The organism is Skermania piniformis, from assembly GCF_019285775.1.
GTDB classification, from domain to species: Bacteria; Actinomycetota; Actinomycetes; order Mycobacteriales; family Mycobacteriaceae; genus Skermania; species Skermania pinensis.
On the sequence record NZ_CP079105.1, the window covers coordinates 2685542 to 2697278 of the forward strand.

Sequence of the window (11737 nt, forward strand, 5' to 3'; positions counted from 1 at the left end):
GGCGCGTCGTCGCGGGAGTCGGTCTGATCAGCTCAGGCGATTGCACTCACGCGAAGACGCGCCGGCTGATTACGAGCAACTCTTTTCGAAACACGCTGAAGAATGTATGTCCGAACGAACCGAACAGTCAAACCGGTCATCACTACGTCCCACGATATGGGAGATCGCCGAGGTCATGTCGATCACGGCATTCACGGCAATGGGATTATGGCGGCGTGTCCCCTCCGCACGAGTCGCGTCCCGCCGCGGAGCCGACCGAACAACGCGTCATCCGAATCAGCCGAATCGCCTACCTGGGCGTGCTGCTGTTGCTGTTCGGGGTCCTCGCGCCGGTGACGGCCGCACCGCTGGCATTCGGCTGGCTACTGCTGGTCCCGATCGCCGCGCTGGTCTACATCACCCGCTTCCGCACGGTGGTCACTCCGGCGGCTCTGGTCACCCGCTCCTGGCGGCACGAACGCACGATTCGGTGGGAATCGGTGCAAGGAATCGTCTTCCCGAAGCGCGGCTGGGCGCGCGCCAATCTGGTCGACGGCACCGCGGCCCGGCTTCCCGCGGTCGGCTTCGATCGGCTGCGCGATCTTGCCGATGCATCCGGCGGACGCATCCCCAACCCCTACCGGTCACCGGACGAACCCGACCCGGCGCAGGAACCCGAGTAACCTGGGCAGTTATGCCACCGTTGAGGTCACGCACCACCACCGTCGGTCGCAATGCCGCGGGCGCCCGCGCGCTCTGGCGCGCCACCGGGATGACCGATTCCGACTTCGGCAAGCCGATCGTCGCCATCGCCAACTCCTATACCCAGTTCGTCCCGGGGCACGTACACCTGAAGAATCTCGGCGAGATCGTCGCCGAATCGGTCCGCGAGGCCGGCGGAGTGCCCCGCGAGTTCCACACGATCGCCGTCGACGACGGCATCGCCATGGGCCACGGCGGGATGCTGTATTCCCTGCCCAGCCGGGAGATCATCGCCGACTCGGTCGAGTACATGGTCAACGCCCATACCGCGGACGCGCTGGTGTGCATCTCCAACTGCGACAAGATCACCCCCGGCATGCTCAACGCCGCCATGCGGCTGAACATCCCGACGGTCTTCGTCTCCGGGGGTCCGATGGAAGCCGGCAAGGCGGTGGTCGTCGGCGGCGTCGCCCAAGCGCCCACCGACCTGATCACGGCGATCTCGGCGAGCGCCAGCCAGGCGGTCAGCGACGAAGGACTCGGTGAGGTCGAACGGAGCGCCTGTCCGACCTGCGGCTCCTGCTCCGGAATGTTCACGGCCAACTCGATGAACTGTCTCACCGAGGCGCTCGGCCTGGCACTGCCCGGCAACGGCTCGACCCTGGCCACACACGCCGCCCGGCGGGCGTTGTTCTCCCGCGCCGGCACGGTGATCGTCGACATCGCCACCCGCTGGTATCGCGACGACGACGACTCCGTCCTGCCGCGCAACGTCGCCGACGCGGCCGCGTTCCGCAACGCGATGGCGCTGGACGTGGCGATGGGCGGCTCGACCAACACCGTCCTGCACACGCTGGCCGCCGCACAGGAAGGCGAGATCGACTTCGATCTCACGACGATCGACGAGATCAGTCGTCGCGTGCCGTGCCTGGCCAAGGTGTCGCCGAACTCGGACTACCACATGGAGGACGTGCACCGGGCCGGCGGCATCCCGGCGATCCTGGGCGAGCTACGCCGGGCGGGCCTTCTGGAAACTGCCGTGACCAGCGTGCACACCCCTACCCTGGACGCCTGGCTCGACACCTGGGACATTCGCTCCGGTACCGCGAGCGACGCGGCGATCGAGCTGTTCCACGCCGCCCCGGGCGGGGTGCGGACCACCGAACCGTTCTCCACGGCCAACCGGTGGAGCTCGCTCGACACCGACGCCGCCGGCGGCTGCATCCGTGATCGCGAGCACGCCTACACCGTCGAGGGCGGCCTGGTGGTGCTTCGCGGGAACATCGCGCCGGACGGAGCCATCCTGAAGACCGCCGGCATCGACGAGGACCTGTTCACCTTCACCGGCCCGGCCCGCGTCGTCGAGTCGCAGGAGGAGGCGGTCAGTGTCATCCTCGGCAAGCAGGTCCAGCCGGGCGACGTCCTGGTGGTTCGCTACGAAGGGCCGGCCGGCGGACCGGGGATGCAGGAGATGCTGCACCCGACCGCCTTCCTCAAAGGCGCAGGCTTGGGAAAGTCCTGCGCACTGATCACCGACGGCCGGTTCTCCGGTGGCACCTCGGGCCTCTCCATCGGGCACGTGTCCCCGGAAGCTGCGTCCGGTGGTGTCATCGGACTGGTCGAGGACGGCGACCGGATCAGAATCGACGTCCCGACCCGCACGCTCGAGCTGGTGGTCGACGACGAGGTGCTGGCCGAGCGGCGAGCCAAGATGGACGCGCGAGAACGTCCCTGGTTGCCTACCGACCGGCAGCGACCGGTCACCACCGCGCTGCGGGCTTACGCCGCACTCGCCACCTCGGCGGACAAGGGGGCGGTCCGTCGCGTGCCCTAGCCGCCGGGGTGGCCGGGTCAGCTGAAGGGCGATCCGCCGTGTAGGAAAATCCAGGTGCAGATTGCCGCCGCGATGGCCGCGACCAGCGCGATCATCGACCCGTAGCGCGGTCGTGTGGCCCAGCCACGACGACCGTCTACCGCGTATCGGCCCGGACCGGTCAGTGTCAGCGCCGCCGCGGCCGCAACCAGCATCGCCTCGTACTCGGTACCGTTCGGACCGGAGTACTGCCAGCCGGGCTGCGCCGCTTGGCGTACCAGCCACGCGTCGATGATCACGGCGAGCAGCGCGCCGGCGGCCAGCGGCGTCGCGACGCCGAGGATCAGCATCGTCCCGCCGGCCAGTTCCCCGACGGTCAACATGATCGCGGCGAGATCCGGGTACTTCCAGCCGGAATTGGCCAGCATGTCACGCACCCCGTCCATGCCCGGACCGTTCGCGATCCCGGTCAGCTTCTGCAACCCGTGGAACACGAACGTGCCGCCGATCGCGACCCGCAGGATCAGCAGACCCAGATCGAGCGTGCCGCGGCGCGGCCGCAGCTCCACCGGCGGCGACACCACGGATTCGCGCTTGACCTCGGGCGCCGGCGGGATGCTGGCGTAGGAGTAGGTCGGGGCCTCCGCGATCGACGGCGTGCTGTCGACGGACTCGCCGTGCCGGGAACCGGTGCGCTGGACCACGCCCAGATGTTGGGTCGGGTCCGGATCGAAGTCCTCGTCGGTCCGCGGGATCGACCGGCCTTCGTGGGTCGATACGTCGTGACTCGAACCTGCGTGACTCGAACCTTCCCGCCTCGACACATCGTAGTTCGGAAAACGGACGGTTGGTTGGTCGTACGAGCCGGCGACGGTTCTCTTGATGTCGGACTCGTCCTTCCCGGTATCACTCACGGAACCAGCCTAGGGCTGTTCCGGAACGCCAGCATCAATTTGTTTCGGGGCGCGTCGACCCGGCGACGGTGCCGGGCCGTAGGTTCGAAGCCATGACGCATCGTCGGCTCGCCGTCCGTCGTCGGCTGATCCCGGCCGCGGCGGCGCTGGTTCTCTGTGTCCCGGCTGCCGGATGCGCCCGCTTCGACGACAGTGCGTCGACCCCGTTCTCGCCGGAGATGACGTTCGCGCCCGAGGCGCAGAATCCGTCGCCGTCGGATCCGCCCAGCTCGACCACTCGCCCTACCCGTCCACCCGGCCCGTGCGTGGACCAGGACGATTCGGTGATCGCGACCTGCCTGGACTCCACCGGTGGCCTGGTCATCTTGCCGGGCGGCGAGTCCGCCCTGGTTGCCGAGCGCCGCACCGGCAAGATCATGAAAGTCGGGGCGGACCAGAATCAGAAGGCGATCGAGGTAGCCCGGGTCGACGTCGACGCGTCCGGTGACGGCGGATTGCTCGATCTGACGGTGTCGCCGAGCTACGACGAAGACGGCCTGATCTACGCTTTGATCACGACCCCGAGCGACAATCGGGTGGTTCGGCTCGTCGCCGGCGATGCACCCAAGGACGTGGTGACCGGCATCCCCAAGGGCGCAACCGGCAACGTCGGCGCGCTCGACTTCGTCTCCGCGGACGAACTCGTCGTGCTCACCGGCGACGGCGGTAGTCCCGGTGCCGCCCAGGACCCCGGCTCGCTGGCCGGCAAGCTGCTGCGGGTCGAGATCGGCGCTGCCGCCGCGGCACCCCCGCCGACGGTGCTGGCATCCGGGTTCGGCGTCGGCGGCGACGTCTGCCCGGGGCCGGACAATCAGGTCTGGGTCGCCGACCGCACCGCGACCGAGGATCGGATTCAGCGAGTGCCGGTCGCGGGCGGTCCGGCCACCACCATGTGGACCTGGCCGGACCGGCCCGGTGTCGCCGGCTGCGCCGTCGGACAGGATTTCGCGGTGGTGATGGTGACCAAGCAGAAGGCCATCTCGATGCTGAAAGTGGACAACGGCGCAGTCAGCACCGCGCCCAGTCTGGTCGCCCAAGACCGGTACGGCAGCCTCGGCGGCGCCGCCGTCGCCCCGGACGGCCTGATCTGGGCCGCGACGGTGAACAAGGATGGCGGACAGCCCGGACCGAACGATGAACGGGTGGTGCGCTTCCCGATCGATGGTGGTGGCGGCGGCGGTCCGGACTGATCCACTCCTGCACGGCCGCGCGTGCGTCAGCTGCAGGCGGCCAGCACGAGTTCCCGCACGCGTGCCGCGTCGGCCTGGCCGCGGGTCGCCTTCATCACGTCCCCGACGATCTTCCCGGCCGCAGCGACCTTGCCGCCACGGATCTTCTCGGCGACGTCCGGATTGGCGGCCAGCGCCTTGGCTACTTCGGCCTCCAGCGCGGAGTCGTCGGACACCACGGCGAGCGAGCGTTGCTCGACGACGGCGCCCGGATCGCCTTCGCCGGCAAACACGAATCCGACCACTTGCCGAGCGATCTTGTTGGTGATCGTCTTCGCGTCCTCGAGTGCGATCACCTCGGCCACCTGCGCCGGGGTGATCGGCAGATCGGCGAGCGGCACGCCACGCTCCTTGGCCTGCTGGGTGAGATAGGACACCCACCAGGACCGAGCGCGGTCGGCCGGGGCCCCGGCGGCGACCGTCGCCAGGATCGGCTCGAGGGCGTCGGCATTGAGCAGGTCGCGCATCTCTTCGTCCGAGACGCCCCATTCGGCCTGAATCCGTGCCCGACGCAACCACGGCAATTCGGGAATGGTGGCCCGCAACTCCTCGATCCACGTTGCGTCCGGCGCCACCGGCGCCAGGTCCGGCTCCGGAAAGTACCGATAGTCCTCGGCGGTTTCCTTACGTCGGCCGGGTGAGGTGGTGCCGTCCGCCTCCTGGAAATGCCGGGTCTCCTGGATCACCTCGCCGCCGGCCCGGAGCACCGCAGCTTGGCGACGCATCTCGTATCGCACCGCAACCTCGACGCTACGTAGGGAATTCACGTTCTTGGTTTCCGTACGGGTGCCGAACTCGGCGGCGCCCACCGGCATCAACGACACGTTCGCGTCGCAGCGCAGCGAACCCTGTTCCATCCTGACGTCCGACACCCCGAGACCGAGCAACAGGTCGCGCAGTGCGGTGACATACGCCCGGGCCACCTCCGGCGCCTGTTCGCCGGCGCCGGTGATCGGCTTGGTGACGATCTCGATCAGCGGGACCCCGGCCCGGTTGTAGTCCAGCAGTGAGTGCGACGCACCGTGAATTCGCCCGGTGGCGCCGCCGACGTGCAGCGACTTGCCGGTGTCCTCTTCCATGTGTGCCCGCTCGATCTCGACCCGGAAGGCGCTCCCGTCGAGCAGCGGTACCTCGAGGTACCCGTTCGTCGCGATCGGCTCGTCGTACTGGCTGATCTGGTAGTTCTTCGGCTGGTCCGGATAGAAGTAGTTCTTCCGGGCGAACCGCCCCCACGGGGTGATATCACAGTTCAAGGCCAGCCCGATCCGGATCGCAGACTCCACCGCGGCCTGGTTGACGACCGGCAGGCTGCCGGGCAGGCCCAAGCAGACCGGACAGACCTGGGTGTTCGGCTCGGCGCCGAACGCGGTCGGGCAACCGCAGAACATCTTCGTCGCGGTGCCGAGCTCGACGTGCACCTCCATGCCGAGGACCGGCTCGTAGATGATATTCACTTCTGCGTAGTCCAGCACGGCGGTCATGCGCGTCAGTCTAGGGCGACCGGACACCGGCCGCGCCGGCCACCGCCGCCGGGGCCGCGCGTCGCGCCTGTCCGTCGAACAGCGTATTTTCCGGCCTTATCGCGCCATTTGCCGCGCGACTGAGCCACGTTTGATCGGTGAACCCTGGGCAACCAAGTTTCGGCGCCGGAGATCGCGAGCCCTTGTTCGAGCTCCGCCCGCACCACGTGGCCCGAGCCCTCACGGTGCTGGCGCTGATACCGGCGTTCTACATCCTGAAGTTCGAAGGTGTGACCACCGAGACCCGGATGGACCTGGCCACCGGCGAGACCAGCTCGTCCAGCAACCTCGGCACCCAGTTCGGCCGCGCGGCGATCTGGTTCGTCCTCGGGTGTGGATTCGCGGCGATCGAGTGGTACACCCGGACTCGCCGGCTCGGCTGGCCCGCGCCGATCCACGGAGCTCTCGTGTCCCTCCGGCTCGCGCGGCCGATCTCACCGGCGCCGTCACGTTCCCCGGGTGACCCGGCCCGCACCCCCACTCCCCGCGCTCCGGGCACGCCGATCTTCGACCTCCAGCCGTATCACGCCGCCCGGATCGGCGCCGGGCTCGCGATCGCCATGTTCCTCGTGGACTTCCCGAATATCCCGTGGCTGATCGTCGCGGCGGTCTGCCTGGTGGTGGAATGGCAGACCCGGACCAAACACACCACCTGGCCGCCCGCCGTCCGCGACATCCTGGTCCCGCTGCGGCTCGCCCCGGCGCCCGGCCCGGGTCAGCCGCGCGAAGGGGTGGAGCCGCGCCACCCGGTGTTCGACCTGCAACCGTTCCACGCGGCCCGGATCGCCGCCGGAATCGCAGCCGCGGGCTTCCTCCTCGACTTCCCGAACCTCGCCTGGCTGGTCCTGACGGTGGGCGCGCTGATCGTCGAATGGCAGACCCGGACCAAACGCACCACCTGGCCGTCCGCCGTCCGCGACATCCTGGTACCGCTGCGGCTCGCCCCGGGCGGGTCGGCGCCGTCGGCGGCGGGCGGCGCCGACCCATTGCCGCCACCGATGCGACCATTCCGGCCGGTCATGCCGTTCCGCCGGCTCACGGTCGGCGACGCGCTCGGCGTCACCGCGCGCGCCTACCGGAAGCACTGGAAGCTCAACGTAGTTTTCACTCTCCTGGCCATGGCCGTTGCCGTCGCGACGTTGCTCGCCGTCGGACTCGTGGTGTGGAAAGCAACGTCGGCCACGATCGACGCCGGCGATGCCAGCAGTTGGCTCGATGCCAGCTCCGGCCCCGCCCTGCTCGCCGGTCTGACTCTCTTAGGGCCGGCCTACCTGCTCGTCATGCTCGTCCTCACATCTCCGTTCGACGCTGCGACGGCCGGGGTGACGATGGTTGCCGCGGATCGCGCAATCCGCGGCGATCATGTCGACCTCGGCAGCGCAATCGCCATCGTCCGGCCACGCATCTGGACGCTCTGCCGGGTATGGCTGGCTGTCGTCGTACCGCTCCTGGTGATCGGCATGTTGCCGTCCCTGGTCCTCGGCGCGACCGGTGATCTGGACACCTACCTCGCGATCAGTACCCCGATAAGCCTGGCAGTGCTGATCGTGGAAATCATGGTCGGCGTGCTGGTCACGCTGAGTCGACCAGCGGTGCTGTTCGAGAACGCGGGCGTGGTGACCGCTATGCGCAGGTCGATGAAGTTGGTCCGACCGATGTTCTGGCGGATCCTCGGACTACATCTGCTGCTGTTCGCCATCAGCCTGGCCATGTTTGTCGCGCTGGTGGTCGCGGTTAACACCACGCTGTCTGTCGTGTCGACGGCCGGAGATGCCGGCGAGCTTCTCGGCGCGATTCTGGCGCCGCTGTCCTACGTCGTGGCCATGATCGTCATCTACGGTCTTTTCACCACCCTCCAGACCGTGCTGTACATCGACGCCCGGGCCCGGACCGAACCTGCGTACCGAGACCATCTGGGCGCCGCGCTGACCGCCGCGGCGGCGGCACACGCCACGGCTCGTGCCGCAGCTGCTCCCGGCGGGATCGCATCGCCGAAGGTATCGCTCACGAAAGCGCCGACCGCGCCCGCACCGGTCCCGGCCACACCGGTATCACTGGTGAAGCCGGTGCCGGTGCCGAAGCCGAAGCCGGTGCCGGCGACACCGGTATCGCTGGTGAAATCCGGGATACCGCCGGCCCGCCGGGCGCCGGCCCCGCCGCCGGAATCGGGACCGACCGAGTTCGCGCCAGCCACCGCACCCCGGTCAGCGCGGCGCTCGCTCGCCGTCCTCGGCGTGGTGGTCGCGCTCGCCATCGCCGGCGGCGGGGCATGGTGGGCGGTGGACCGATTCACCTCCGGCAAGACCAGCGCCGCCCCGGCCACCCTCGGCGAACTCCGCTACACCTTCCCCGAGCAGCCGTCGGTGGGCTGGACCCTCGATGCCGGCGAGGTGTTCGCCGGCGCGGAGTTCGGTGAACCGGTACCGAGTCCGATGGGCGACTTCCGGCCCGGGTTCGTCGACCTGGGTGATTCGCTGATCACCGTCGCCTATCTGCCGCAGAGCGACCAACCGGCCGACCTTGTCGTCATCGACTCCGCGTCCGGCCGGATCCGCTGGTCGAAGCAAGTCGGTTTCGGTGTCTCCTGTGCCGGCCATACGGTGGACGACCTGTTGCCGTGCTATGCGAGAAGCCGCTCCGGACCCGATTACGAGACCGGTGTCACCTTCTTCGACATGTCCGACGGGTCGGTCGATCACCGGATACCCGCGGACAACATCGCCCGGATCGAGGTGGTGGACGGCGACATCATCACGGCAGGTCCGGACCGAGTTGCTCGCGGGACCACCACCGACCTGACCGCGCGCTGGACGGTGCCGCTGGACGCTCCGCAGGAGACCGGCTGCCTGGGTTCCGGCGACTCCTTCTCCTTCGGCGCCACCGACAAGTTCGTCTACTACGGCAACGACGGCGGCCAGGTGCTGCTCCGCGCCGGCGACGGACGTCGACTCGACGACGGGAAGGTGACCGGCGTGACCGAATATCCCGGACACGGCCTGGTCGCGCTGAGCTGCGCCGGTGACGATCCCGACGAGCAGAAGCCCGTCGTCGTGCTGGACGAGAGCGGCACCGAGCTGCGCACGCACACCGCGACGCCGAGCCGGACCCAGCACGATCGCCTGATCGCAGCACCCGGTTCGCCGGATCGTTATCTGGTCGGCGGGGTGGCCTACGATTTCGCCACCGGCAACGAGGCCTGGGCATCCAGCCATCAGGCGACCGGCATCACCGGCGATACGGTGCTGGCAGTCGACGAGAACACCCTGTCCGGCTTGGACTATCGGACCGGCGAACAACGCTGGAACACCCCGATCGAGACCGGCCCGTCTGCCATGTCCGGTTGGCTCAGCGACGGGCGCAGCGTGATCCGGGCAGCCCAGGGCGCGATCGAGGCCACCGACCTGGCAACCGGCGACACCCTGTGGTCGACACCGGACGAGAACGCCGACACGTATCGCGGGCCCCGTCGCGCCGGCAACGGAATCGCGACGACGACCGACGAATCGATCATTTTCTACGCCCCCACCGGCGGCCCGGTCGGCGACTACCCGCCGTCGGCTGCCGCCGACGGCGATACCCAACTCGTCACCAGATGCGGCAGAACACCGGAGATGACTCCCGTGGAGTACCGCACCGACACCGACGGACTGGTGGTCCGGATGGAGCTTCGTGCCCGCTGCTCGGCCGGCGACGTCGTGTCCACCGACGCCCTGGACGTCACGATCCACGACGACGATCGGACGGTCGCGGCCGGCCGGTTCGACTTTTCGAGGCAGCCGTTGTATCTGCCGCCCTCGGACGACCCACCCACCGAGTACGAGTTCAAGTTTCCGGTCGGATCGTTCTGGCGCCTGCCCAACTCGCTCGGCGGCAACTCCGACGCGGACGCGCGAGCGGCCAGGGCCGGCAGCGCCGTGCAGGTGGACTGCATCGACGCCGGCACCAGTCGCGGCCCGAGCGAGGGACGTACCCGGGCGGCCGGGCGCACCGCCACGGCGGTCGCGGCGGGGCCGGTTCCGGCGGTCGACACCGAGGCGGCGGCGCTGGACGCACTCCGCGCGCAGGTCGACGCCGACCGCCCGACCGTGCGTCGCGACCTGGCCGATCGCTGGCTGCCGCAGATCTCGTCGAAATACGTCGGACTCGATGCCGTCGATGTCGACGGGGTGACCCCGGTGCACTGGACCGCGGCCGCGATCCTGAAGCAACATCTGCAGTTGCGGCTGCAGTATCCGGAGGTGCGGCTGTTGTGGAGCCAGGAGTGGAGCACGTTCGGCCGCACCTTCAACGCCGACGGCTACTGGGTAACCGTGGCCGGCGTCACGTTCACCGGCTACGAGCAGGCCAACGGCTGGTGCGATTCGCGCGACATCCCGACCGACGAGTGCTTCGCCAAGCTGGTCAGCAGTACCCGCGGCCCGGAGGGCACGACGAAGTACCGATAGGCAGTCGGCGGACGAACGCTCAGCCGAAGAACGCCGCCGCTTCGCGCAGCCGTTCCTCGGGGACCCGCTTGAGCTCCTTGGTGGCCTCGTCCAGCGGCACCAGGTCGATCCGGGTGCCGTGCAGGGCCACCATCTTGCCGGACTCGCCGGCATGCGCAGCCTCGGCCGCGTGCACGCCGAACCGGGTGGCCAGAATCCGGTCGTAGGACGTCGGCGCCCCGCCACGCTGGATGTGCCCGAGCACCGTCGTACGCACCTCCTTGCCGATCCGCCGCTCGATCTCGGCACCGAGTTGCTGCGCGACCCCGGTGAATATCTTGTGGCCGAACTCGTCGATCCCGCCCTCGCGCAACGTCATCGACGCCGGATCGGGTGACGCACCTTCGGCCACGACACAGATGAAATGCGAGTCGCCGTGCTGGAACCGGCGCTTGATCATCCGACACACCCGGTCCACGTCGAACGGCTCCTCCGGCACCAGGGTCAGATGCGCACCGGAGGCCATTCCCGCGTTCATCGCGATCCACCCGGCGTGCCGGCCCATCACCTCGACCAGCATCACCCGCTGATGTGATTCGGCGGTGGTGTGCAATCGGTCGATCGCCTCGGTAGCGATGCTCAACGCGGTGTCGTGGCCGAATGTCACATCGGTACAAGCGATGTCGTTGTCGATCGTCTTCGGTACCCCGATCACCGGGACACCTTCGTCGGACAGCCAGCGCGCGGCGGTCAGCGTGCCCTCACCACCGATCGGGATCAAACACTCCACCCCGTTGTCGTCGAGGGTCTGCTTGATCTGTTCGATTCCGGCCTGCAGCTTGTCCGGGTTCACCCGGGCGGTGCCGAGCATCGTGCCGCCCTTGGCGAGCAGCCGATCCACCCGATCGTCGTTCTGGATCTGCACCTTGCGGTCTTCCAGCAGGCCCCGCCAGCCGTCCCGGAAACCGACGATCGAGTCGCCGTAGCGGCCGTTGGCGGTGCGGACAACCGCGCGAATCACCGCATTCAGCCCGGGGCAATCACCACCACCGGTCAGTATCCCGATACGCATGGGCCCCATCTTGCCCTCTGCCCGCCCGTACTGCCGGGCGAGCAG

Annotated in this window: 7 protein-coding genes; 4 read left to right on the forward strand and 3 right to left on the reverse strand. The window is 68.8% G+C overall.

Features of this window, described 5'->3' with window-relative positions:
- Positions 1 to 215: 215 nt before the first annotated feature.
- Entirely contained in the window at positions 216 to 662 is a 447-nt protein-coding gene (locus KV203_RS12465) for a PH domain-containing protein (protein ID WP_066467407.1), read from the forward strand.
- An 11-nt stretch (positions 663 to 673) separates the two neighbouring features.
- Positions 674 to 2515: a dihydroxy-acid dehydratase gene (ilvD, locus tag KV203_RS12470; protein ID WP_066467408.1), complete on the forward strand. Its 1842-nt coding sequence runs from the start codon at positions 674 to 676 to the stop codon at positions 2513 to 2515.
- A gap of 17 nt (positions 2516 to 2532) precedes the next feature.
- On the opposite strand, the gene KV203_RS12475 is transcribed toward ilvD, so the two are convergent.
- Entirely contained in the window at positions 2533 to 3408 is an 876-nt protein-coding gene (locus tag KV203_RS12475; RefSeq protein WP_066467409.1) for a DoxX family protein, read from the reverse strand.
- A gap of 92 nt (positions 3409 to 3500) precedes the next feature.
- On the opposite strand from KV203_RS12475, the gene KV203_RS12480 reads away from it, so the two are divergent.
- Entirely contained in the window at positions 3501 to 4637 is a 1137-nt protein-coding gene (locus tag KV203_RS12480; protein WP_066467410.1) for a PQQ-dependent sugar dehydrogenase, read from the forward strand.
- Between the two features lie 26 nt (positions 4638 to 4663).
- On the opposite strand, the gene gatB is transcribed toward KV203_RS12480, so the two are convergent.
- On the reverse strand, positions 4664 to 6157 hold the full coding sequence (gatB, locus tag KV203_RS12485) for an Asp-tRNA(Asn)/Glu-tRNA(Gln) amidotransferase subunit GatB (RefSeq protein ID WP_066467411.1): 1494 nt from the start codon (positions 6155 to 6157) through the stop codon (positions 4664 to 4666).
- 137 nt (positions 6158 to 6294) lie between these two features.
- Between gatB and KV203_RS12490 the strand changes: the two genes are divergently transcribed.
- Entirely contained in the window at positions 6295 to 10641 is a 4347-nt protein-coding gene (locus KV203_RS12490; RefSeq protein ID WP_218820989.1) for an outer membrane protein assembly factor BamB family protein, read from the forward strand.
- A gap of 19 nt (positions 10642 to 10660) precedes the next feature.
- Here KV203_RS12490 and KV203_RS12495 read toward each other — a convergent pair whose 3' ends face one another.
- On the reverse strand, positions 10661 to 11692 hold the full coding sequence (locus KV203_RS12495; protein WP_066467414.1) for an ATP-dependent 6-phosphofructokinase: 1032 nt from the start codon (positions 11690 to 11692) through the stop codon (positions 10661 to 10663).
- Between the last annotated feature and the right edge of the window lie 45 nt (positions 11693 to 11737).

What these genes read in the sequence shown, in the direction of transcription:
- ilvD (WP_066467408.1), top strand. Translation starts at nt 674, where the DNA reads ATGCCACCGTTGAGGTCACGCACCACCACCGTCGGTCGCAATGCCGCG.
- KV203_RS12480 (WP_066467410.1), top strand. Translation starts at nt 3,501, where the DNA reads ATGACGCATCGTCGGCTCGCCGTCCGTCGTCGGCTGATCCCGGCCGCG.
- KV203_RS12495 (WP_066467414.1), bottom strand. Translation starts at nt 11,692, where the DNA reads ATGCGTATCGGGATACTGACCGGTGGTGGTGATTGCCCCGGGCTGAAT.
- gatB (WP_066467411.1), bottom strand. Translation starts at nt 6,157, where the DNA reads ATGACCGCCGTGCTGGACTACGCAGAAGTGAATATCATCTACGAGCCG.